This window comes from Taklimakanibacter albus, from assembly GCF_016595235.1.
In the GTDB taxonomy this organism is placed as follows: domain Bacteria; phylum Pseudomonadota; class Alphaproteobacteria; order Rhizobiales; family Aestuariivirgaceae; genus Taklimakanibacter; species Taklimakanibacter albus.
This window is the reverse complement of sequence record NZ_JAENHL010000008.1, coordinates 1,931,319-1,954,983: the sequence shown is the minus strand read 5'-3', so window position 1 is coordinate 1,954,983 and position 23,665 is coordinate 1,931,319. Positions and strand designations below refer to the sequence as shown.

Sequence of the window (23,665 nt, the reverse complement as noted above, 5' to 3'; positions counted from 1 at the left end):
GGATGGTTGACCCTAATATGTTGCCGGAACCCTATGGTTTCAAGCCTGTGGGCTCCGCACAAAGGCCAGCTTGCAAATGACACGCGGCTGGCGTCAACTGGCCATTCCGGGGTCGGGTGACCCGGGACGTAGGTCTGAAACGGCGTCGGGCGGGACGAGTTCCGCTTTTCCCGGTTCCGCGCTAGGCTTACCGCAACGATAAAGATCAACAGGGAGGTTTTCATGATCAGGAAGCTGTTTGCGGCCGTTGCCATGACGGCATTGATGACGGGCGCAAGCTGGGCTGCCGATGACAAGCCGGCGGTCGCTTACGACCTCGGCGGACGCAACGACAAGTCCTTCAATGAAGGCGCCTTCATGGGCGCCGAGAAATTCAAGGCCGACACGGGCATCGCTTTCAAGGATTTCGAGATCCAGAATGACGGCCAGCGTGAGCAGGCTTTGCGCAAATTCGCCGAAGCCGGTTTCTCGCCGATCGTGGCCGTCGGCTACAGCTATGAGCAGGCCCTGAAGAAAGTGGCCGCCGAGTTTCCCAACACGCATTTCGCCATCATCGACATGGTGGTCGAGGCGCCCAATGTCGCCTCCATCGTCTTCAAGGAGCAGGAAGGCAGCTATCTCGTCGGCGTACTGGCGGCACTTGCCTCCAAGACCGACAAGGTCGGCTTCGTCGGCGGCATGGACATTCCGCTGATCCGGCGTTTCGCCTGCGGCTATGTCGGCGGCGTCAAGGCCACCAAGAGCGGGGCCGAAGTCTTCCAGAACATGACCGGCACCACCGGCGAAGCGTGGTCGGATCCCGCCAAGGGCGGTGAGCTCGCCAAGTCGCAGTTCGATCGTGGCGCCGATGTCGTCTATCACGCCGCCGGCGGCACCGGCATCGGCGTGCTGCAGGCGGCGGCGGATGCCGGCAAGCTCGGCATCGGTGTCGATTCGAATCAGAACGGGCTGCATCCCGGCAAGGTATTGACCTCGATGCTGAAGCGCGTCGATGTCGCGACCTACAATGTCTTCAAGGCCGGCCAGGACGGCGCCTTCAAACCGGGCGTCACGGTGCTGGGCCTCGCCGAAGGCGGCGTCGGCTGGGCGCTCGACGACAACAACAAGGCGTTGATCACGCCGGAGATGAAGGCGGCCGTCGACAAGGCGGAAGCCGACATCAAGGCCGGCACCGTCAAGGTCCACGACTATATGTCGGACTCCGCCTGCCCCTATTGATCAGGCATCGCTCATGACATCCGACAAGGCGATGGCGGCTCACCCCGCCATCGCGCTTGCCCATATCGACAAGCGTTTCGGGCCGGTCCACGCCAACAAGGACATCTCGCTCGAGGTCGAGAAGGGCACCATCCATGGCATTGTCGGCGAGAACGGCGCCGGCAAATCGACCTTGATGTCGATCCTGTTCGGCTTCTATCAGGCCGATTCGGGTGACATCCAGGTCGACGGCAAGCCGACGCGTATTGCCAGTCCCACCGACGCCATCAAGGCCGGCATCGGCATGGTGCATCAGCATTTCATGCTGGTCGGCAAATTCACCGTGCTCGAGAATATCATGCTGGGCGCCGAAGGCGGTTTCCTGCTCAACAGCGGCCGCGCCAAGGTCCGCCGCGAATTGGAGCGGCTCGAGAAGGACTATGGCCTGACCGTCGATCCCGACGCGCTCATCGATGACCTGGCCGTCGGCCTGCAGCAGCGCGTCGAAATCCTGAAGGCGCTTTATCGCGGCGCCGAGGTGCTCATTCTCGACGAGCCGACCGGCGTGCTCACGCCGAGCGAGGCCGAGCATCTCTTCCGCATCCTCAGGCAGCTGAAGGATCAGGGCAAGACGATCGTCCTCATCACCCACAAGCTCAAGGAGATCATGGCGATCACCGATCGGGTGTCGGTCATGCGCCGCGGCGAGATGGTCGCGACGCTGCCGACCCGCGAGACGTCGCCCGAGCAGCTCGCCGAGCTCATGGTCGGACGCCGGGTGCTGCTGCGCGTCGTCAAGGCCGAGCGCCAGCCTGAGCGCATCGTGCTCGAGGTGAAAAATCTCGTGGTCAAGGACTCAGCCGGCACGGTCAAGGTCAATGGCGTCTCCTTCGCCGTGCGCGCCGGCGAGATCGTCGGCATTGCCGGCGTCGCCGGCAACGGGCAGAGCGAGCTTCTCGAGGCGATCACCGGCATCAGGCCGCCTTTCTCCGGCGAGATCCTGCTCAACGGCACGCCACTGCCCTGCGATGCGGCGCTGGCGCGGGCGCAGAAGCTCGCCCATGTGCCGGAGGACCGCCATCGCCTCGGCATCGTGACGTCCTTCGATGCCTGCGAGAATGTCATCCTCGGCTATCATGGCGACGAGATCTATCAGAGGGGCATTTTCCAGGACCGCCGCGCCATCGTCGCCGACACCGAAAAGAAGATGCAGGATTTCGACGTGCGTCCGCAGGACCCGCATCTGCGTCTCGGCCTGTTCTCCGGCGGCAACCAGCAGAAGATCGTGCTGGCGCGCGAGATCGAGCAGGATCCCGATCTTCTCATCGTCGGCCAGCCGACGCGCGGCGTCGATGTCGGCGCCATCGAATTCATCCATCGTCGGCTCATCGCCATGCGCGACCGCGGCAAGGCGGTGCTGCTCGTTTCCGTCGAGCTCGACGAGATCCGTGGCCTGGCCGACCGGGTGCTGGTCATGTGCGGCGGCAATATCACCGGCGAATGCGCGCCCGAGACCTCGGAGAAGCAGATCGGCCTGATGATGGCGGGAGCGGCGGCGTGAGCGGGCCGTCGCGCGAATTGCCGCGCTGGGTCGATATCGGCCTCATCCCGTTCGTCAATCTCAGCGCCGCTTTCCTCGTCACCGGCCTGGTCTTTCTGGCCATCGGCGAATCGCCGGTCGACAGCGTCATCATCATGCTGAACGGCGCCTTCGGCTATGGCACCGGGCTCGGCTACACGCTGTTCTACACGACGAATTTCATCTTCACCGGTCTTGCCTTCGCCGTCGCCTTCCATGCCGGCCTGTTCAATATCGGGGCGGAGGGCCAGGCCTATCTCGGCGGCTTGGGCGTGGCGCTGGTCTGCCTGTCGCTCGGCTTCCTGCCGATGGTGATCATCATTCCGCTCGCCATCATCGCCGCGGCGCTGTTCGGCGCCGCCTGGGCTTTCATCCCGGCCTATCTGCAGGCCAAGCGCGGCAGCCATGTGGTGATCACCACCATCATGTTCAATTTCATCGCCTCGGCGTTGATGATCTATCTGCTCGTCAACGTGCTGTCGCCCAAAGGTTCGATGAATCCCGAGACGCGCACCTTCGATCCCAATGCGCATCTGCCGCTCATCCATGACGTCCTGGCCGGCCTCGGCATGGCGGTCGCCCGCTCGCCGCTCAATCTCTCTTTCATCTGGGCGCTCGTCTGCGCCGTCGCCGTGTGGCTGCTGCTCTGGCACACGACGCTCGGCTATCAATTGCGCGTGCTCGGCGCCAATCCGTCCGCCGCCGCCTATGCCGGCATGAAACCGCAACGTCTCATCGTCATCGCCATGATGATCTCGGGCGGCCTCGCCGGCTTCCTGGCGCTCAACGAGATCATGGGCGCATCCAACCGGCTGCTGCTCCAGTTCACCGCCGGTTATGGATTCGTCGGCATCGCGGTCGCGCTGATGGGGCGCTCGCATCCTTTCGGCATCGTGCTGTCGGCGCTTCTTTTCGGCGCGCTCTATCAGGGCGGCGCCGATCTCTCCTTCGAGAAGCCGACCATCACGCGTGACATGATCGTGGTCGTCCAGGGCCTCATCATCCTGTTCGCCGGCGCGCTCGAGCACATGTTCAGGCCGCAGATCGCGCGGTTCTTTGCCAGCTCATGGTTCAAGGCGAAGGAGGCATGATGCGCGCAATATCCTTCATTCGTCATCCCGGCGAAAGCCGGGATCCCCTAAAATGCCTCAGAACAATGAGCGCTGCCCGCCTCGCGTCTATTCAATGGATCCCGGCTTTCGCCGCTATCACATTCACACATCTTGCGCGGCGCCTGAGATTTGCCTCGCCCCGCGTAGCGGGGAGAGGGAGGGGCCCATTGCGAAGCAATGGGAGGGTGAGGGGCGCCCGATCTCTTAGTGCAAAAATGATCACCGGATCTATCGAGAAGGCTGCGTTGGTCAGAAAGAAGGGTAACAGGGATGCCCCTCACCCTCCCAACGCTGACGCGTTGGGCCCCACCCTCTCCTCGCTGAAGCGGGGAGAGGGAAAGGCGCGTCCTCTCGTGAGATGTGTGCACACGATAGCGGCTTTCGCCGGGATGACGAAGATTGGTTGGCGCCATGGAATGGCTTGATCTCTTCGCCCAGATTTTCGGCTCCGCCATCCGCGTCTCGGTGCCGCTGCTGTTCGCCTGTCTCGCCGGGCTCTATTCCGAGCGCGCCGGCGTCTTCGACATTGGCCTCGAAGGCAAGATGCTGGTCGGGGCCTTCGCCGCCGGCACCGTCGCGGCCCTCACCGGCTCGGCCTGGGCCGGACTGATCGCCGCCATCCTGGCCTCCGTCTTCTTCGCGCTCATTCATGGTTTCGCCTCGATCACCCATCGCGGCAATCAGATCGTCTCCGGCGTGGCGATCAATTTCATCGCCGCCGGCCTGACCGCGCAATTGGGCGAGACCTGGTTCGATATCGGCGGCCAGACGCCGCAACTCCCCAATGACGCGCGTTTCATGGGGCACGCCTGGCCCTTCGCCGCCGAGCTGCGCGGCGTACCGGTCATCGGACAGATCTATTCGCAAATCCTCTCCGGCCAGAACATCCTCGTCTACATGGCCTTTCTCGCCGTGCCGATCACCTGGTGGCTGCTCTACCGCACCCGCTTCGGCTTGCGCCTGCGCGCGGTGGGCGAGAACCCGGCCGCCGTCGACACCGCCGGCATTTCCGTGCCGGCCATGCGCTATGCGGCGGTGACCTGCTGCGGGGTTCTGTGCGGTTTCGGCGGGGCCTATCTCGCCATCGCCCAAGGCGCCAGCTTCATTGAGAACATGACGGCGGGCAAAGGCTTCATCGCCCTGGCGGCGCTGATCTTCGCCAAATGGCGGCCCATACCGGCCATGTGGGCCTGCCTGCTGTTCGGCGTGCTCGAAGCGGTCGCCAACCGCCTGCAAGGCGTGCCGATCACCGGCATCGGCGAAGTTCCGGTGCAGCTGATGCAGGCCGTGCCCTATATTCTGACCGTCTTCCTGCTGGCGGGTTTCATCGGTCACGCGGTGGCGCCCAAGGCCGGCGGCGTGCCCTATGTGAAGGAAAAATAAGATGCCTGACGCAGCGCTCATTGCCGCGGCGGTCGCGGCGCGGGCCAAGGCCTATGCGCCTTATTCGCGTTTCCTGGTCGGCGCCGCGGTGAAGGACGAGACCGGCGTGGTCCATCCCGGCTGCAATGTCGAGAATGCCGCCTATCCGCAGGGCACCTGCGCCGAGGCCGGCGCGATTGCCGCCATGGTGCTGGCGGGCGGCCGCAAGATCGTCGAAGCCGCCGTCGTCGGCGCTGGTGACGGGCTGGTGACGCCCTGTGGCGGCTGCCGCCAGAAGCTGCGTGAATTCGGCGCTGATGATCTCGCCATTCATGTCTGCGACGAGACCGGCCGCATCAAGCGGAGCTTCACGCTCGGCGAGCTGTTGCCCGCCTCCTTCGGTCCGGAGAACCTGTCCTCATGATCAGGTCCGTCGATGTTCTGCGCCAGCGGCTCGGCACGTTGCGTCCCGACACCGCCATCATATTGGGCTCGAGCCTGGGGCCGGTCGCCGAAGCGGTCACTTCGCCCATACGCATTCCCTATCGCGATCTGCCGGGTTTTCCGGTGCCGAGCATCTCCGGCCACACCGGCGAGGTTTTCGCCGGCCATCTGAGCGGGCGGCCGATCCTTGTCCTGCGCGGGCGCGGCCATCCTTATGAGCGCGGCGACGCCGCCATCATGCGCCCCGTCATCGAGGCGCTACAGGTCCTGGGCGTCACAACGCTCATCCTCACCAATGCGGCAGGCTCGCTGAACCCTGAGATGCGGCCGGGCAGTCTCATGCTGATCACCGATCACATCAATTTCTCCGGCATGAATCCGCTGGTCGGCGAGGAAGGTGACAAGGGCTTCGTGCCGATGACCGCCGCCTATGACGCGGAGCTTGCCGGCACGATGCGCCGCGCCGCCGAGGCCGAGAAGATCGCGCTGCATGAAGGTGTCTATGTGTGGTTCTCGGGCCCCAGCTTCGAGACGCCGGCCGAGATCCGCATGGCGCAGAGCTGGGGCGCCCAGGCGGTCGGCATGTCGACGGTGCCCGAGACCATCCTGGCGCGCCGCTTCGGCCTGCGGGTGGCGGGCATATCGGTCATCACCAATCTCGGCGCCGGCATCGAGGGCGCGAGCCCCAGCCATGAGGAGACGAAGAGCGAAGGCGTCAAGGCCGTCGGCGACATGACGCGGTTGTTATCGCGCTTTGCGGCGCTCCAATCGGTGATGAGCCGCTGATGCTCGCCCAGGAGTTCATCCGCCGCAAGCGCGACGGCAAGGATCTGGCGCCGGCCGATATCGCCGACTTCATCCAGGGCCTCACCACCGGCAGCGTGTCGGAAGGCCAGGCGGCTGCTTTCGCCATGGCGGTTTTCCTGCGCGGCATGTCGCGGGCTGAGGCGGTGGCGCTCACCGAGGCGATGCGCGATTCGGGCACCGTGCTCGACTGGCGGGATCTTGGCCGGCCGGTCGTCGACAAACATTCGACCGGCGGCGTCGGCGACAATGTCTCGCTCATGCTGGCGCCGATGCTCGCCGCATTGGGCTGCGCCGTGCCGATGATCTCCGGCCGCGGCCTCGGCCATACCGGCGGCACGCTCGACAAGCTCGACGCCATACCGGGTTATGTCTCGCAGCCCGATCTCGCTCTCTTCCGCAAGGTGGTGCGTGAGGCGGGTTGCGCCGTCATCGGCCAGACCGCTGACCTGGCGCCCGCCGACAAGCGCCTTTACGCCATTCGCGATGTGACCGGTACGGTCGAATCGGTGCCGCTCATCACCGCGTCCATCCTGTCGAAGAAGCTCGCCGCCGGCCTTGAGCAACTGGTGCTCGATGTGAAGACCGGCACCGGCGCCTTCATGGCGACGGCGGAGGAAGCGCGCGAGCTCACCGAAAGCCTCGTCTCCGTCGCCAATGGCGCCGGCCTCAAGACATCGGCGCTCATCACCGACATGAACGAGCCTTTGGCGAGTGCAGCCGGCAATGCCGTCGAGATCGCCAATGCGCTCGATTATCTGACCGGCGTCCGCCGCGATCCGCGCCTGCATGAGGTCACCGTCGCGCTGGGCGCCGAGCTGCTGCATCTCGCCGGCCTGGCGCGCAGTGACATGGAGGGCAGGGCCATGCTGGAGGGAACCCTTTCATCGGGCAAGGCGGCCGAGCATTTTCAGATCATGGCGGCCGGTCTGGGCGGGCCTAAGGATCTCATCGAAAATTACCGCGCGCAGCTGCCGAAGGCGCCGATCATCCGTCCGGTTTCGGCGGCGGGAGAGGGCGTCGTTGCCCATATCGATACCCGTTCGCTGGGCCTCGCGGTCATCGAACTGGGCGGCGGCCGCCGCGTCGCCAGCGACAAGATCGATCATGCCGTCGGCCTGACGGAACTTGCGGGGCGGGGCGTTTCCGTCGGCCGCGATCGCCCGCTGGCGCTGATCCATGCGCGCGACGAGGCGTCCTTTGCCCGCGCCGCGGAGATGGTGCGGGGTTCCTATCGCTTAGGCGAGGCGCCTCCTGTATCATCGCCGGTGCTCACGCGCATCGGAGCTTGAGATTTCATGAGCCGCACTTTCCTCTTCATCCTCGACTCCGTCGGCATTGGCGGCGCCCCCGATGCCGACCGGTTCGGCGATCGCGGCGCCAACACGCTGGGTCACATCGCGGCGCATGTGCCGCTCTCCTTGCCGCATCTCGCATCCTTGGGGCTGGGCCACGCCGCTTTGGCGGCGAGCGGCCATTTGCCGAAAGGTTTCACCGCCGAAACGGCACTCAAAGGCCAATGGGGATTCGGCGTCGAGAAATCGAACGGCAAGGACACGCCTTCCGGCCATTGGGAGATTGCCGGCGTGCCGGTCAGTTTCGACTGGGGCTATTTCCCGAAGACCGTTCCCTGCTTCCCCAAAAGCTTCACCGACGCGCTCATTGCGCAGGCCGAGCTGCCGGGGCTCCTCGGCAACAAGCACGCTTCCGGCACCGACATCATCGCCGAGTTCGGTGAAGACCACATGGAGAGCTCGCGGCCGATCATCTACACCTCGGCCGATTCGGTGATCCAGATCGCAGCGCATGAGGAGACTTTCGGCCTCGACCGTCTTTATGAGGTCTGCCAGGTGGCGCGCGAGCTGTCTTACGATCTCAATGTCGGCCGTGTCATCGCGAGACCTTTTGTCGGCGCTGATGCGGGCGATTTTACTCGCACCGGCAACCGCAAGGATTATTCGATTTCACCGCCGGCGCCGACTTTGCTCGACCGTCTGACCGAGGTCGGCCGCGAGGTGATCTCGATCGGCAAGATCGGCGACATCTATGCCCATTCCGGAACCGGACGCGAGATCAAGGCGGTCGGCAATGAGGCGCTGTTCGAGGCGTCGCTCGCCGCCCTGCCGGGACTGGCCGAAGGTGGCCTGCTCATCACCAATTTCGTCGATTTCGACATGCTCTACGGCCACCGCCGCGACCCCAGGGGTTATGGCGCGGCGCTGGAAGCCTTCGACGCGTTATTGCCTGAGGCACTCGCACTCCTGAAGTCGGGCGATCTCCTGGTCATCACCGCCGATCACGGCTGCGACCCGACCTGGCGCGGCAGCGATCACACGCGTGAATGTGTGCCGATCCTCACCTTCTCTCCCGGTGCCGCGCCCGCGAGCTTCGGCCGGCGCGACGGCTTCGCCGATATCGGCCAGACCATAGCCGCCCATCTCGGCATTGCCCCTCTTGGGGCAGGCAAATCGTGGCTCTGAACAATCCGGCGGACGTCTCGAGCAGCTCACCAATCTGGATTGCGGCCTTCGATATCCTTGTCCGGAATGACCGGCGGCCGGCGGTTGGTATAGGGAGCCACATAAGCCAGATGGAGGGCGTTACTCCAAAGCCTGGCGATTGCGTAAAGTGATGCTCCCATATCGATTTTCGGCAAGCTCAAGCGTGGCAGGCTGGAGCGGCGGATGGAGATTGGGGCAGTGGGAATGATGTCGGTCATGGCATCCTCTTGTAGCCAGTAGAATGACGCCGCCTCCCACTCAGGTCCTTGGCTTGGGCCTGAAGAGTCCTGAAAGGCCCTGAAGTTCGCTATGAGGGCCGACTTGGGTTATCCTCGGCTCAAGGAACGGGTTCGCGGCAAATGGACTTGCAGTTTGGGAGCTATCGCCTGAAGCGCGCTGAACGGCTGCTGTTGGGGCCTGAGGGGCCGGTGGAGCTTTCGGCGCGATCCTTCGACATCCTGGCCATGCTGCTGGGGAGGCCGGACGAGGTGATCGGCAAGTCCGAGCTCTTCGATGCGGTCTGGCCTGGCGTGGTGGTGGAGGAGAACACGCTGCAGGTGCATATATCGGCGCTGCGTAAGACGCTTGACCCCGGCATGATCATGACGGTGCATGGCCGCGGCTACAAATATGCCGGCCCGAGGCCAGCCTTGGCGCAGGCATCAAATGGCGCGGGCGAACCGGCGAGCCAGACGGCAGCTGAGAAATCGCACAAACCATCCATAGCTGTCCTGCCGTTCGACAATATGAGCGGCGACCCGGAGCAGGGCTATTTCAGCGATGGGATCACCGAAGACATCATCGCCGAACTCGGCAGGTTCAAGGAATTTCTGGTCATTGCGCGGAACTCGTCCTTCCAGTTCCGCGGCAAGGCGAATGATGTGGCCGAGGTGGCGAAGAGGCTCGGCGTTCAATATGTCGTCGAAGGCAGCGTGCGCAAGATCGGCAACCGTGTCCGGGTCACCGTGCAACTGATCGACGCCGCCTCAACGGCCCATGTCTGGGGCGAGCACTATGATCGCGAGCTCACCGATATTTTCGCCATCCAGGACGAAATCACCCAGATGATCGCCGCCCGTTTGGCCCGCCAGGCCAGAACCGCGATTGCGTCCTACACCAGGGCCCGGCCGACCGACAACATGTCGGCCTATGACTTTTACCTGCGGGCACTGCAACTGGCGGCCACCTATGACACGGTGCGCGAAGCGGAGCCCTTTCTGCGCCAGGCGGTAAGGCTCGATCCGCGGTTTGCGGCCGCCCACGCCATGCTCGGCTTTGTCGAGTCCATCAAGTTCTACTGGACCAACTCCGATCATGATTATCTGCATGCCGGATTGGAGATGGCAAAGACCGCGTTGCAGCTTGACCCCGACGAAGCCTATGGGCATCTGGCCGCCGGCTTTGCCCTCTTGTACTTGCATCGATTCAAGCAGGCGGAAATCAGTCTTGACCGCGCGGTTGCCCTGAACCCGAACGACCCGTTCATTCTGAGCATCCGCGCTCTCCTGCTCAATTACACGAGCCGGCCGGAGGAGGGGCTTCGTGAAATACACGAAGCCCAGCGCCGTGACCCGTTCGCCTTGGGCTGGTACGAAGACTTTCGCGGCCTCATATTGACGACGGCCGGGCGATATCGCGAGGCAACGGCCTGCTATGCGAAAATGGAAACGATGACATCGTGGTCGCTCGCTTATCTCACCATCTGCCATTTCGAATTGGGCGAAATCAAACAGGCGCAGGACACCCTGGCAAAGCTCAAGGCGATCTGGCCTGAACTGGGCATCGACGAGATCGCGGATAATGAAGTCGGCTACTTTGAGGACCCGGCAGTCTGCAACCGTTATGGCGCGATCTTAAAGAGCGTCAATGCTCGCATGACCTAGTTCTTCAGCCGGTAGCCGGTCTTGAAGATCCAGGCGACGATGCCGAGGCAGGCGACGAGAAACAGGAGGGTGATGGCGAGGCTGATCTCGATCGCGACATCGGACTTGCCGAAGAAGCTCCAGCGGAAGCCGCTCACCAGATAGACCACCGGATTGGCGAGTGAGATCGTCCGCCACAAAGGCGGCAGCATGTCGATCGAATAGAAGCTGCCGCCCAGAAAGGCGAGCGGCGTCACGATGAGCATCGGGATGACCTGCAGCTGCTCGAAGCTTTTGGCCCAGATGCCGATGATGAAGCCGAACAGGCTGAAGGTCACGGCGGTGAGCGCCAGGAAACCCAGCATCCATAGCGGATGCTCGATATGGAGCGGCACGAACAAGGCCGCGGTGCCGAGCGTGATGAGCCCCAGCATGATCGACTTGGTCGCCGCAGCACCCACATAGCCGATGACGATCTCGAGCGACGAGATCGGCGCCGACAGGATTTCATAGATGGTGCCGATGAATTTCGGGAAATAGATGCCGAAGGAGGCATTCATGATGCTCTGCGTGAGGAGCGACAGCATGATGAGACCCGGCACGATATAGGCGCCATAGGTGACGCCGTCGATCTCGGCGATGCGCGAGCCGATGGCGCCGCCGAAGACGACGAAATAGAGCGAGGTCGACACGACCGGCGACACGACGCTCTGCAGGATCGTGCGGAAGGTGCGGGCCATCTCGAATTTATAGATGGCGCGGATGGCGTGAATATTCATGACCGCTCTCTCACCAGATCGACGAAGATGTCTTCGAGTGAGCTCTGCTTGGTGTTGAGATCCCTGAACCGGATGCCGGTCTGCGCCAGATCCTGCAGCAAGGTGGTGATGCCGGTGCGCTCGCCCTGCGTATCGTAGCTGTAGGTCAGCTCATGGCCGTTGCCCGAGAGCTCGAGCTTGTGATGGGCGAGGCTGTCGGGAATGGCGCTGATCGGCTGAGCGAGCTCGAGGGTGATCTCCTTCTTGCCGAGCTTGCGCATCAGCGCCTGCTTTTCCTCGACCAGGATGATCTCGCCCTTGTTGATGACGCCGACCCGGTCGGCCATCTCCTCGGCCTCTTCGATATAATGGGTGGTGAGGATGATGGTGACGCCGTTGGCGCGCAGCGAGCGCACCATTTCCCACATGTCGCGGCGGAGCTCGACATCGACGCCGGCCGAAGGTTCGTCGAGGAACAGGATCGTCGGCTCATGGCTCAGCGCCTTGGCGATCATCACGCGGCGCTTCATGCCGCCCGACAGCGTCATGATCTTGCTGTCTTTCTTCTCCCACAGCGACAGGTCCTTCAGGATCTTCTCGATATGGGCCGGATTTTGCCCGCGCCCGAACAGGCCGCGGCTCAAGGTGACCGTCGCCCACACCGTCTCGAACGCATCCGTCGTCAGCTCCTGCGGCACCAGGCCGATCTTGAAGCGCGCCTTGCGGTAGTCGTCGATGATATCGTGCCCGTCGGCCGAGATATGACCGGTCGAGGCGCGCACGATGCCGCAGATGATGTTGATGAGCGTGGTCTTGCCGGCGCCATTGGGCCCGAGCAGCGCGAAGATCTCGCCCTTATGGATGTCGAGCGAGATGTTCTTCAGCGCCGTGAAGCCCGAGGCATAGGTCTTCGAGACGTCGGAAATGGAGACGATCGCGGTCATGGCTGGAAATCGGATATGTCGGTGCCCTGGAAATGCCGGGCCCTTTTATACGGTTCGGCATCGTTTGGCGAATGTTCCTTTCAACCCTCCGTCGGCGCCCTGTGGCTGGCGACGATGGTAAGGATCTGCACCTTGTGAGGAAGCTCGATCAGGAATTCCTCATCGCGCGGCAGGTGATGGATGCGGCGTGGGTCTGATCCTGCAAAGCGCGACATGGCCTCGACATTTTCCCAATAGGAAATGGTGACGAATTCGCTCTCTTCGGGCCGGTCCTCGCGCAGCATCTCGACGCCGAGCGCCTTCTCCTCGAGCGGCCTGATGCCGATTTCGTAGAGATAACCGGCATATTCATCGGCGCGGGCGCTGAGCGTGCGGCCGCGCCAGATCCGGGCGATGGTGGCATTCTTGGGTGGCATGACGGACTCCTATCGCAGGCAAATGCAATGGTCTGTCAGCATCAACCCACCGGAGACGGATGAGGTTCCTTAGTTACCTGATGCGGTTGGGCTTCACCGCGGGTGTGTTCATCGGGTCTTCCGGCCAGGGATGTTTCGGATACCGCCCGCGCATCTCTGAGCGGACCTGAGGATAGGCATTGGCCCAGAAGCTCTTGAGATCCTGCGTCACCGCCAATGGCCGCCGCGCCGGTGACAGCAGCTCGATGCGTAAGAGCGCCCGGCCGTCGGCGATGCGCGGCGTGTCGGCGAGGCCGAACATTTCCTGGAGCCTCGCTCGAAGAACCGGATCGCCGTCGCCGTCGTAATCGATGGTGATCTCGGCGCCGGACGGAATGGCGACATGGCGCGGCGCCAATTTGTCGAGCCGTCGCTTCAGCTCATGCGGCATGAGATTCGAGATGATGGCGAACATATCGAGCCGGTCGAGATGGGCACGCCGCGTCATGCCGGCGAGATAGGGCGTGAGCCAATCGCTCAAATTCGCGAGCAGGGCGGCATCGGAAAGATCGGGCCAGCCCACATCGGGCAGCACGCGGCTGAGAAAACGCAAGCGGTTCCGCAGGCTGTGCGTCGCATCGCTCCAGGGCAGGGAGCTGAGGCCCATTTCGGCGATGCCCTTGGTCATCGCCTCGGCGATCTGCTCCGGATCGGGCGTTGCGAGCGGCTTGTCGTCGAGTATGAGGGCGCCGAGTTTGCGCTGCCGGTTGGCGACGACGATCTGGGCGCGGCTGTCCCAGCGCACGATGTCGGCCTGTTCGATATGGGACGCGAAGGTGCTTTCGAGATCTTCGCGGGCCAGCGCCGCGGCGAGGAAGATCTTCTGGTCGCCGCTCGTGCCATCGGTCGTCGCCACCGCGAGGAAGGGCTCGCGCGCCAGCGGGTCATGCTCGGGCAGGATAGCGCCGCCGCCGCCCGACAGGCGGAAGCGGCCGCGGGCGCCGCGCGCCTGTGCGATGCGGTCGGGCCAGGCGAGCGCCACGAGCACGCCCGGCGCGACATCGCCTTCCTCGTCGCGAATATCGGCGATGCCGCGGATCTGCCGCGCCGCCGAGTTGATGCGTTCGCGCAAGGCTTTGCTGGCGTTGCCGCGCCGGAGCGCCGCCAGTCTTTCGCCGAGATCGGCGCCGGCCTCGCGGCCCAGGAGATCGCGCTCGGAGAGGAGAGCGGCAAGATCGGCCGCCATGGTGCCGGCTTTGAGCTCTCGGGCGCGTGCGATCATATGGGCGAGACGCGGATGGAGCGGCAGCCGCGCCATCATCTTGCCCATCGCTGTCACCGTACCTGTGCCGTCGAGCGCATCGAGCTCGCCGAGGAGATCGCGTGCCTGCGCGAATGCGGCGGCTGGTGGCGGATCGAGGAAACGCAACGAGCCCGCGTCCCTTACACCCCAATTGGCGAGCTCGAGTGCCAGAGGCGCCAGATCGGCGATGAGAATCTCAGGCTCGTCATGCGCCTTGAGGGCGCGCATTTCCTGCTCGGGCCACAGGCGGATACACAGACCTGGGCTTTGCCGGCCGGCGCGGCCGCGCCGTTGATCGGCGGAAGCCTGCGAGACGCGAATGGTCTCGAGCGCCGTCATGCCGGTGGCGGGATCGAAACGTGGCGCCCGTTTGAGGCCGGAATCGATCACCATGTCGATGCCGTCGATGGTGAGGCTCGTTTCGGCAATGGTGGTGGCGAGCACGATCTTTCGGGTGCCGTCGGTAGCGGGTTTGAGTACCTGGTCCTGATCGGCGAGCGCCATCGCGCCATAAAGCGGCATCACCTTGGCATTGGCGGGCAGCGGCGTTTCCTTCAGTGCGTCCTCGGTGCGCCGGATCTCCGCTTCGCCCGGCAGGAAGGCCAATATGCCGCCTTTGGCCTCGCCAAGGTGGCTGCGGATGGCGCGCGCCATGTCGCGGGGAAGCGTGGCGCGCTCGGGCCGGTCGCCATAGCGGGTCTCGACCGGAAAAGTGCGGCCGGGCGCCGAAATGACCGGCGCGTCGCCCAGATGTTTTGACAGCCGCACCTCGTCGAGCGTCGCCGACATGACCAGGATCTTGAGATCCTCGCGCAAGGCGGCTTGCGCATCGAGCGCCAAGGCAAGGCCCAGATCGCCGTCGAGGCTGCGTTCATGGAACTCGTCGAAGATCAGGAGGCCGACATCCGAGAGCGTCGGATCGGTCTGCAGCCGCCGGGTCAGTATCCCTTCGGTTACCACCTCGATGCGGGTCTGAGCCGACACTTTGCGGTCGAGGCGGACGGCGTAGCCGACGGTCGCGCCGACAGGCTCATTGAGGCTTTGCGCCATGCGGGCGGCGGCGGCGCGCGCCGCCAGCCGGCGCGGCTCCAGCATCACGATCTTGCGGCCCTGGAGCCATGTCTCTGCCATAAGGGCAAGCGGCACGCGCGTCGTTTTGCCGGCCCCGGGCTCGGCCGCCAGGATGACATTGGCATGACCGGCCAATGCTTTGGCGAGGCTCGGCAATATTGCGGTGATCGGCAGGTCGGTCATGATGTGCGGTCAAACAGGCTTAACCTCGCCCCGTCAAGCCCGCCTTTCCAGTTGTCTCAAGGGCTTGCAGAGACTAATACAAACGGCCCTCTATTTTTTGCATTGCACAAAAAATGACCACACGCATCATTCCCGTCGATATTTTCGATCTCGCGGTCTTTGGCGCCACCGGCGATCTCGCCCAGCGCAAGCTCCTTCCGGCCCTTTTTCATCGCGACCTGGCAGGCCAGATTCCGCCCGGCGCCCGCATCATCGGCGTGTCGCGTCGCGCCATGACCGATGCCGAATTCATCGCTTTCGCCAAGGCGGCGCTCGAGGCCCATATCCCGGCCGAGGAGCGCAAGGGCGGCGAGGTCGAGGCTTTCCTCAAGCGCCTCTCTTATGTGACGCTCGACGCTACTCAGGATCAGGGCTGGGACGCGCTCGCCAAGGCTTTGAAGCCGGGCGAGGACCGTATCCGCGTCTTCTATCTCGCCACCTCGCCCGATCTTTTCGGGCCTATCTGCGACAGGCTCGGCAAGAACAAGCTGGTCACGCCGAAGAGCCGCGTGGTGATCGAAAAGCCGCTCGGCAAGGACCTCGAATCGGCGCGCGCCGTCAACGACTCCATCGGCAAGGTGTTCCCCGAGAGCAGCGTCTATCGCATCGATCACTATCTCGGCAAAGAGACGGTCCAGAATCTTCTCGCGCTGCGCTTCGCCAATGCGTTGTTCGAGCCGATCTGGAACAGTGCCCATGTCGATCACGTGCAGATCACCGTCGCCGAGACACTGGGTGTCGAAGGCCGCGCCGGTTATTACGATACCGCCGGCGCGCTGCGCGACATGGTGCAGAACCATATGCTGCAGCTGCTCTGCCTCGTCGCCATCGAGCCGCCGACTTCGATCGCCGCCGATGCCCTGCGCGACGAGAAGCTGAAAGTCCTGAAATCGCTGAAGCCGGTGGTGGCGCATAATGGCGCCAACAACACGGTGCGCGGCCAGTATCGCGCCGGCGCTTCCGCCGGCGGCGCCGTGCCGGGTTATCTGGACGAACTCGGCTCGCCGTCGAGCAAGACCGAAACCTTCGTCGCGCTCAAAGCCGAGATCGGCAATTGGCGCTGGAACGGCGTGCCCTTCTATCTGCGCACCGGCAAACGTCTGCCCGACCGGTTGTCGGAGATCGTCGTCACCTTCCGGCCCATTCCTTATTCAGTGTTCGACGATTCGGCCGGGCCCATTGAGGCCAATCGCCTTGTCATCCGCCTGCAGCCCGATGAGGGCGTCAAGCTGTGGCTGATGATCAAGGATCCGGGCCCGGGCGGCATGCGCTTGCAGCATGTGCCGCTCGATATGAGCTTCGCCGAAGCCTTCAGCGTGCGCAATCCGGACGCTTATGAGCGCCTCATCCTCGATGTCGTGCGCGGCAACCAGACCCTGTTCATGCGCCGCGACGAGGTGGAAGCGGCCTGGACCTGGATCGATCCCATTCTTGACGCGTGGGCGGAATCGACCGATCTGCCCAAGCCTTATACGGCCGGAACCTGGGGGCCTGCGGCGGCGGTGGCGCTGATCGAGCGCGACGGCCGGACCTGGCATGAGGATGGAACGAGTTGATAGCTGAGCGGAAGCTTTTTGAATCGAAGAAAAAACTGGCCATGGGCCTCGCCGCGGATGTGGCGGCGTATCTCTCGAATGCCATAACCGATCGCGGCAAGGCGCTGCTCGCCGTTTCGGGCGGCACGACGCCGACCTTGTTCTTCAATTTCCTGGCGCGTGCCAAGATCGACTGGGCGCATGTCACCGTTACTTTGGTGGATGAGCGCTGCGTGCCGGAGACCGACGAGCGCTCCAATGCGAAGCTGGTGCGCGAGAATCTGCTCGAGGCCAATGCCGCGGCGGCGAAATTCGTGCCGCTGTTCGGCAAGGGCAATGCCGACAAGCTCGGGCCCTTCGACGTGGTGATCCTCGGCATGGGCAATGACGGCCATACCGCATCCTTCTTCCCGGGCGGCGACCATCTGGCCGAAGCCTTGGAACTCGAAGGCAGCAAGCGCATTTTGACCATGTCGGCGCCGGGCGTGCCGGAAAAGCGCCTGACCTTCACTTTGCCGGTGCTGCTCGACAGTGGCTTCCTGGCGCTCCATATCGAAGGCGCCGAGAAGCAGAAGACGCTCGCCACCGCGGAAGGACCGGGTCCCGTCAAGGACATGCCGATCCGCGCCGTGCTCCGGGCCCGCGAGCCTGTCGTTCTTTATTGGTGCCCCTGATCAGGAGGCCTGTCATGTCCGTCACTGAAAAAATTTCCGCCGTCACCGAGAAGATCATCGCGCGCAGTGCAGCCTCGCGCCGGCGTTATCTCGACCGCATCGAAAAAGCGGCGAGCAACACGCCGCGCCGCGCCAAGCTCGGCTGTGCCAATGTCGCTCATGGCTTCGCTGCCTGCGGCCCCACCGACAAGGCACTGCTGCGCGAGGGGGCTTGCGCCAATCTGGCGATCGTCACCGCCTACAACGACATGCTCTCGGCGCATCAGCCTTTCGAGCGTTTCCCGGACATCATCCGTGAAGCGGCGCGCCAAGCGGGCGCCACCGCGCAGGTCGCGGGCGGTGTGCCAGCCATGTGCGACGGCGTCACCCAGGGCGAAGCCGGCATGGAATTGTCGATGTTCTCGCGCGATGTCATCGCGCTCTCGACCTCGGTGGCGCTCTCGCATCAGATGTTCGATGCCGCCGTCTATCTGGGTGTGTGCGACAAGATCGTGCCGGGTCTCGTCATCGGCGCTTTGAGCTTCGGCCATCTGCCGGCGATCTTCATTCCGGCGGGGCCGATGACGTCGGGCCTTCCCAATGACGAAAAATCGCGCATCCGCCAGCTCCATGCCGAAGGCAAGGTCGGCCGCGACGCGCTCCTCGAAGCGGAATGCCAGTCCTATCATGGTCCCGGCACCTGCACTTTCTACGGCACCGCCAATTCCAACCAGATGCTCATGGAGATCATGGGCCTGCATCTGCCGGGCACGACCTTCGTCAACCCCAACACATCCCTGCGCGACGAGATCACCCGCGCAGCGACGAAACGGGCGCTTGCCATCACGGCCTGCGGCAATGACTACACGCCGATCGGCCGCATCGTCGATGAGCGCACCGTGGTCAATGGCGTCGTCGGGCTTCTCGCCACCGGCGGGTCGACCAATCACACGATCCATCTGATCGCCATGGCCGCCGCCGCCGGCATTCATCTCACCTGGGACGACATGGCCGAGCTGTCGGCCGCCGTGCCGCTGCTCACCCGCATCTATCCCAATGGCAAGGCGGATGTGAATCACTTCCATGCCGCGGGCGGCATGGGCCTTCTCATTCGCGAATTGCTGAGTGCCGGCCTGCTGCATCAGGATGTGAAGACGGTCTGGGGTTCGGGGCTCGACGGTTATCTGGTCGAGCCGCGCCTCGCCGACAGCGGCCTCACCTGGACCGACGCGGCGGCCAACAGCGGCGACCGGGCGATCCTGCGCGGCTGTGACGAGCCTTTCGACCGGACCGGCGGCATCACGCTTCTCGATGGCGATATCGGCCGCGCCGTCATCAAGAGCTCGGCCGTGCCGAAGGACCGCCATGTCATCGAGGCGCCGGCGCGCGTCTTCCATTCGCAGGAAGAGCTGCAGAAGGCTTTCAAGGCGGGCGAGCTCAATGGTGATCTGGTGGCGGTGATCCGCTTCCAGGGCCCCAAGGCCAATGGCATGCCGGAATTGCACAAGCTGATGCCGCCGCTCGGCGTCCTGCAGGACCGCGGCTTCCGGGTCGCGCTGGTGACCGACGGGCGCATGTCGGGCGCATCCGGCAAGGTGCCGGCCGCCATCCATGTGACGCCCGAGGCCGCCGATGGTGGTGCCATCGCCAAGATCTGCAATGGCGACATGATCCGCCTCGATGCGGTCGAGGGCCGTCTTGAAGTGCTGGTCGACGCGGCCGAATGGGCATCGCGCGGCAATGCCACGGCCGATCTGTCAGGCAATGATTTCGGCGTCGGCCGCGAGCTGTTTTTGCCCTTCCGGGCCCAGGTCAACCGCGCCGATGAAGGCGCCACCATTTTCAGAGTGCAGTGATGAGCGAACGCCAGGCGGGTCTCGAAGCGATACTGAAGCAGGCGCCGGTCGTGCCGGTGCTGGTGATCGATGATGTGGCGTTGGCTGTGCCGCTCGCCAGGGCATTGGTCGAAGGCGGCCTGCCGGTGCTCGAGATCACCTTGCGCACCAAGGCGGCGCCCGACTGCATCCGCGCCATCCGGGCGGAAGTGAAGAACGCCATTGTGGGCTCAGGAACCGTGCTCGATGCGCAAGGCCTCGAGATCAGCGAGGAACTGGGCTGCGCCTTCGCCGTATCGCCCGGCGCCACGCCGGCTCTGCTCGATGCCGCCAAAGGGAGCAAGACGCCTTTGCTGCCGGCTTCGCGCTCGCCCAGCGAGACGATGTTTCTGCTGGAAAAGGGCTATGCCTTGCAGAAATTCTTCCCCGCCGAGCAGTCGGGGGGTGCCGCCTATCTGGGCGCCCTGGCCTCGCCCTTGCCGCAGGTGCGCTTCTGCCCGACCGGCGGCATTACGGCTGAGATCGCGCCATCCTATCTGAAGCTCGCCAATGTCATCACGGTGGGCGGCTCCTGGATGGCCCCCAAAGCCTTGCTGGCGGCGAAGGACTGGGCTGCCATTACGAAACTTTCGGCCGCCGCCGCCAGCCTGAAAGCCTAGTTGCACCTCTGGGCAGGGCAAACTACGATCTCTCTTCGTTAGGGAGTGATTATGTCTGTAACGGTCCTGCCATTGGCGAAATCCGGCCATAATGCCTTGCCCCGCAATGAGGGCATGAAGCTCGCGCTCGATGTGATCGACGATATCAGGCTGAATTTTCCGGCCGCCGAAAGGCGCATCGCCGCTCTGCCGGGCCGCCGCTCGGTGAAGAAGGACGCCCAGGCCGCCTGGCTGCTCAAGGCCATCACCTGCATCGATCTCACCACTCTGTCCGGTGACGACACGGTAGCGCGGGTCGAGCGGCTCTGCGCCAAGGCGAAGAACCCGGTGCGCGCCGATCTGCTCGAAGCTCTGGGCATGGCCGACCGCCGCATCACCACCGGAGCGATCTGCGTCTATCACCGTTTCGTCGCCACCGCGGTCGAAGCCTTGCAGGGCACCGACATTCCCGTCGCCGCGGTCTCGACCGGCTTTCCGGCCGGCCTCGTGCCGCATGATGTCAAATTGCGCGAGATCGAGGCTTCGGTCGCCGATGGTGCCCGTGAGATCGACATCGTGATCACCCGCGAATATGCGCTGACCCAGAACTGGCAGGCGCTTTATGACGAGATGCGCGACTTCCGCGCCGCTTGCGGCGACGCCCATGTCAAGGCGATCCTGGCGACCGGCGATCTCAAGACATTGCGCAATGTCGCCAAGGCGGCGATGGTCTGCATGATGGCGGGCGCCGATTTCATCAAGACCTCGACCGGCAAGGAAACGACGAACGCGACCTTGCTCGTCACGCTGGCGATGCTGCGCATGATCCGCGTTTATCAGTCGCTCACCGGCTTCAAGGTCGGCTTCAAGCCGGCGGGCGGCATCTCGGCCGCCAAGGACATCCTCAACTATCAGGTCCTCATGAAGGAAGAGCTCGGCCGCGAATGGCTCGAGCCCGATCTCTTCCGCATCGGCGCGTCTTCGCTGCTCGCCGATATCGAGCGCCAGCTCGAGCATCACGTCACCGGCCGCTATTCGGCCTTCAACCGCCATCCGGTCGGGTAGGAAATGAGCGTCGCACATTATTTCGAGACGATGGATTACGGCCCGGCGCCGGAGAGCGATGCCGAGGCGCGCGCCTGGCTCAGCAAGCACGACAGGGGCTTCCGCCATTTCATCGGCGGTCAATGGGTCAATGGCAAAAGCCATTTCGATACGCTGGAGCCTGCTACGGCCAAGGTGCTGGCCAAGCTGTCGCAAGGATCGAACAGTGATATCGATGCCGCGGTGAAGGCGGCGCGCAAGGCACAAGCGGGCTGGGCCAAGCTCGGCGGCCATGGCCGCGCGCGCTATCTTTATGCGCTGGCCCGTCTCATCCAGCGCCACGCCCGTCTCTTCGCCGTCATCGAAAGCCTCGACAACGGCAAGACCATCCGCGAGACGCGCGATCTCGACGTGCCTTTGGCGGCGCGCCATTTCTATTATCACGCCGGCTGGGCGCAGCTGCAGGAGACAGAGTTCGCCGACTATCAGCCGGTGGGCGTCGTGGGCCAGGTCATTCCCTGGAACTTTCCGTTCCTGATGTTCGCCTGGAAAGTGGCGCCGGCTCTGGCGCTCGGCAATACGGTAGTGCTGAAGCCTGCCGAATTCACCTCGCTGTCGGCGCTGTTCTTCGCCGAGCTCGCCGAGCAGGCGGGCCTGCCGCCGGGCGTGCTCAATATCGTGACCGGCGACGGCGATACAGGTGCCGCTCTCGTCAAGCACAAGGATGTCGACAAGATCGCTTTTACCGGCTCGACCGAGGTCGGCCGTCTCATCCGCAAGGAGACCGCCGGCACCGGAAAGTCCCTCACATTGGAACTGGGCGGCAAGTCGCCTTACATCGTCTTCGACGACGCCGATATCGACGGCGCCATCGAAGGCCTGGTCGACGCCATCTGGTTCAACCAGGGCCAGGTCTGCTGTGCCGGCTCGCGTCTGCTGGTGCAGGAAGGCATAGCGGAAGATTTCATCGCCCGTCTCAAGGCGCGCATGGCCAAGTTGCGTGTCGGCTCTCCGCTCGACAAGGCGGTGGATATGGGTGCCATCGTCGACAAGGTGCAGCTCGAGCGCATCAGCGCCTTGGTGAAGCAGGGCATTGCCGAAGGTGCCCAATGCTACCAGTCGCCGGGCGCCGCCACCGACAAGGGTTTCTTCTACCCGCCGACCTTATTGACCAATGTCCATCCGGCCTCGACCGTCGCGCGCGAAGAGATTTTCGGACCGGTCCTGGTGACGATGACCTTCCGCACGCCGGACGAAGCGGTAATGCTCGCCAACAATACACGCTATGGTCTCGCGGCGAGTGTGTGGAGCGAAACCATCGGCCTCGCCCTCGACATCGCGCCCAAATTGCAGGCAGGCGTCGTATGGGTGAATTCCACCAATCTCTTCGACGCCAGCGCCGGCTTCGGCGGCTACCGCGAATCGGGTTTCGGCCGTGAAGGCGGACGCGAAGGCGCCTATGAATATCTGAAGCTCAAAGCCTGGGCGAAGCGAAAGGCCCGCCCGGCCTCGAAGCCTCTTCCGGCGGCGAAGGCGAAAGCCGATGCCGGCCTGCCGATGATCGACCGCACCGCCAAGCTCTTCATTGGTGGCAAGCAGGCGCGTCCAGATGGGAATTATTCGCGTCCCGTGCTCTCGCCCAAGGGCGAGATCCTGGGTGAAGTGGGCGAGGGCAACCGCAAGGACATCCGCAATGCCGTGGCGGCGGCGCGGGGCGCCGAGGCCTGGTCCAAGGCGACCGCCCATAACCGCGCGCAGATCCTCTATTACATCGCCGAAAATCTGAGTGGGCGGCGCGCCGAATTTGCCGGCCGCGTCGCGGCGATGACCGGTTCGCGCATGGCTGCGGCGCAGGCTGAAGTCGATGCCGCCATCAAGCGGCTCTTCACCTATGGCGCCTGGGCCGACAAATTCGAGGGTGACATTCACACACCGCCTTTGCGCGGTCTCGCTCTGGCGCTGAAGGAGCCGATCGGTGTCGCCGGTATCGTCTGCCCGGATGAGGCGCCGCTTCTCGGTTTCATCAGCCTGGTGGCGCCGCTCATCGCCATGGGCAATCGCGTCGTCGCGGTGCCGAGCGAGCGTCATCCGCTCGCCGCCACCGATTTCTACACCGTGCTCGAAACCTCGGACGTGCCGGCGGGTGTCGTCAACATCGTCACCGGCGACCGCCTGAGCCTCACCAAGACCTTGGCCGAGCATGACGATGTCGATGCGCTCTGGGTCTTCGGTTCCGACAAGGCCTCGGCCGAAGCCGAGCGCCTGTCATCGTCCAATCTCAAACGCACTCTGGTCGATCATGGCCTGGCGACCGACTGGTTCGATCCCGCGCAAGCGGAGGGACCGGTCTTCCTGCGCCAGGCGACGCAAGTGAAGAATGTCTGGATACCTTACGGGGAATAGCGC

20 protein-coding genes are annotated in these 23,665 nt (G+C 64.0%); 15 read left to right on the top strand and 5 right to left on the bottom strand.

What is annotated here, in order from left to right; translation table 11 throughout:
• The first annotated feature begins 222 nt into the window (after window positions 1–222).
• The 8 genes from JHL16_RS32250 to JHL16_RS32215 all read left to right on the top strand — a co-directional run bounded on the left by JHL16_RS32250 (window position 223) and on the right by JHL16_RS32215 (window position 8,978).
• Entirely contained in the window at window positions 223–1,218 is a 996-nt protein-coding gene (locus JHL16_RS32250; RefSeq protein ID WP_200188941.1) for a BMP family lipoprotein, read from the top strand.
• A 31-nt stretch (window positions 1,219–1,249) separates the two neighbouring features.
• Window positions 1,250–2,758, top strand: coding sequence for an ABC transporter ATP-binding protein (locus JHL16_RS32245; protein WP_200189674.1), 1,509 nt, complete (start codon window positions 1,250–1,252; stop codon window positions 2,756–2,758).
• A complete protein-coding gene (locus tag JHL16_RS32240) occupies window positions 2,755–3,867 on the top strand; it encodes an ABC transporter permease subunit (RefSeq protein WP_200188940.1) in 1,113 nt (370 codons plus the stop codon). The genes JHL16_RS32245 and JHL16_RS32240 overlap by 4 nt, the downstream gene beginning before the upstream one ends.
• A gap of 432 nt (window positions 3,868–4,299) precedes the next feature.
• The gene (locus JHL16_RS32235; RefSeq protein ID WP_200188939.1) at window positions 4,300–5,271 is read left to right on the top strand and encodes an ABC transporter permease; all 972 of its coding nucleotides are present in this window, start codon (window positions 4,300–4,302) and stop codon (window positions 5,269–5,271) included.
• A gap of 1 nt (window position 5,272) precedes the next feature.
• On the top strand, window positions 5,273–5,674 hold the full coding sequence (locus JHL16_RS32230; protein ID WP_200188938.1) for a cytidine deaminase: 402 nt from the start codon (window positions 5,273–5,275) through the stop codon (window positions 5,672–5,674).
• On the top strand, window positions 5,671–6,480 hold the full coding sequence (locus JHL16_RS32225) for a purine-nucleoside phosphorylase (protein ID WP_200188937.1): 810 nt from the start codon (window positions 5,671–5,673) through the stop codon (window positions 6,478–6,480). Before JHL16_RS32230 ends, JHL16_RS32225 begins: the two co-directional genes overlap by 4 nt.
• Complete coding sequence (gene deoA, locus JHL16_RS32220; RefSeq protein WP_200188936.1) at window positions 6,480–7,790, top strand: thymidine phosphorylase; 1,311 nt, start codon at window positions 6,480–6,482, stop codon at window positions 7,788–7,790. Before JHL16_RS32225 ends, deoA begins: the two co-directional genes overlap by 1 nt.
• Window positions 7,791–7,796: 6 nt before the next feature.
• On the top strand, window positions 7,797–8,978 hold the full coding sequence (locus tag JHL16_RS32215) for a phosphopentomutase (RefSeq protein WP_200188935.1): 1,182 nt from the start codon (window positions 7,797–7,799) through the stop codon (window positions 8,976–8,978).
• A gap of 26 nt (window positions 8,979–9,004) precedes the next feature.
• Here the strand turns inward: JHL16_RS32215 and JHL16_RS32210 are convergent, their stop codons facing one another.
• Complete coding sequence (locus tag JHL16_RS32210; protein WP_200188934.1) at window positions 9,005–9,217, bottom strand: hypothetical protein; 213 nt, start codon at window positions 9,215–9,217, stop codon at window positions 9,005–9,007.
• A 141-nt stretch (window positions 9,218–9,358) separates the two neighbouring features.
• Here JHL16_RS32210 and JHL16_RS32205 point away from each other — a divergent pair, with 141 nt between their 5' ends.
• Complete coding sequence (locus JHL16_RS32205) at window positions 9,359–10,882, top strand: winged helix-turn-helix domain-containing tetratricopeptide repeat protein (protein ID WP_200188933.1); 1,524 nt, start codon at window positions 9,359–9,361, stop codon at window positions 10,880–10,882.
• Here the strand turns inward: JHL16_RS32205 and JHL16_RS32200 are convergent.
• The 4 genes from JHL16_RS32200 to hrpB form a co-directional block, all read right to left on the bottom strand.
• The gene (locus JHL16_RS32200) at window positions 10,879–11,640 is read right to left on the bottom strand and encodes an ABC transporter permease (RefSeq protein WP_200188932.1); all 762 of its coding nucleotides are present in this window, start codon (window positions 11,638–11,640) and stop codon (window positions 10,879–10,881) included. The two genes, JHL16_RS32205 and JHL16_RS32200, sit on opposite strands and share 4 nt — an antisense overlap.
• Window positions 11,637–12,563, bottom strand: a complete 927-nt coding sequence (locus JHL16_RS32195) for an ABC transporter ATP-binding protein (protein WP_200188931.1) — start codon at window positions 12,561–12,563, stop codon at window positions 11,637–11,639. The genes JHL16_RS32200 and JHL16_RS32195 overlap by 4 nt, the downstream gene beginning before the upstream one ends.
• Window positions 12,564–12,643: 80 nt before the next feature.
• Window positions 12,644–12,979: a hypothetical protein gene (locus tag JHL16_RS32190; protein WP_200188930.1), complete on the bottom strand. Its 336-nt coding sequence runs from the start codon at window positions 12,977–12,979 to the stop codon at window positions 12,644–12,646.
• Window positions 12,980–13,052: 73 nt separating this feature from the next.
• Window positions 13,053–15,515, bottom strand: a complete 2,463-nt coding sequence (gene hrpB, locus JHL16_RS32185; RefSeq protein WP_200188929.1) for an ATP-dependent helicase HrpB — start codon at window positions 15,513–15,515, stop codon at window positions 13,053–13,055.
• Window positions 15,516–15,628: 113 nt separating this feature from the next.
• On the opposite strand from hrpB, the gene zwf reads away from it, so the two are divergent.
• The 6 genes from zwf to JHL16_RS32155 are packed head-to-tail and all read left to right on the top strand — an operon-like array spanning window position 15,629 to window position 23,662.
• On the top strand, window positions 15,629–17,110 hold the full coding sequence (zwf, locus tag JHL16_RS32180; protein ID WP_200188928.1) for a glucose-6-phosphate dehydrogenase: 1,482 nt from the start codon (window positions 15,629–15,631) through the stop codon (window positions 17,108–17,110).
• Entirely contained in the window at window positions 17,107–17,763 is a 657-nt protein-coding gene (gene pgl / locus JHL16_RS32175; RefSeq protein WP_200188927.1) for a 6-phosphogluconolactonase, read from the top strand. The genes zwf and pgl overlap by 4 nt, the downstream gene beginning before the upstream one ends.
• 14 nt (window positions 17,764–17,777) lie before the next feature.
• A complete protein-coding gene (gene edd, locus JHL16_RS32170) occupies window positions 17,778–19,598 on the top strand; it encodes a phosphogluconate dehydratase (protein ID WP_200188926.1) in 1,821 nt (606 codons plus the stop codon).
• A complete protein-coding gene (gene eda / locus JHL16_RS32165) occupies window positions 19,598–20,236 on the top strand; it encodes a bifunctional 4-hydroxy-2-oxoglutarate aldolase/2-dehydro-3-deoxy-phosphogluconate aldolase (protein ID WP_200188925.1) in 639 nt (212 codons plus the stop codon). The genes edd and eda overlap by 1 nt, the downstream gene beginning before the upstream one ends.
• Before the next feature lie 51 nt (window positions 20,237–20,287).
• Entirely contained in the window at window positions 20,288–21,280 is a 993-nt protein-coding gene (deoC, locus tag JHL16_RS32160) for a deoxyribose-phosphate aldolase (protein ID WP_200188924.1), read from the top strand.
• Window positions 21,281–21,283: 3 nt separating this feature from the next.
• Entirely contained in the window at window positions 21,284–23,662 is a 2,379-nt protein-coding gene (locus JHL16_RS32155; RefSeq protein WP_200188923.1) for an aldehyde dehydrogenase family protein, read from the top strand.
• Window positions 23,663–23,665: the final 3 nt, after the last annotated feature.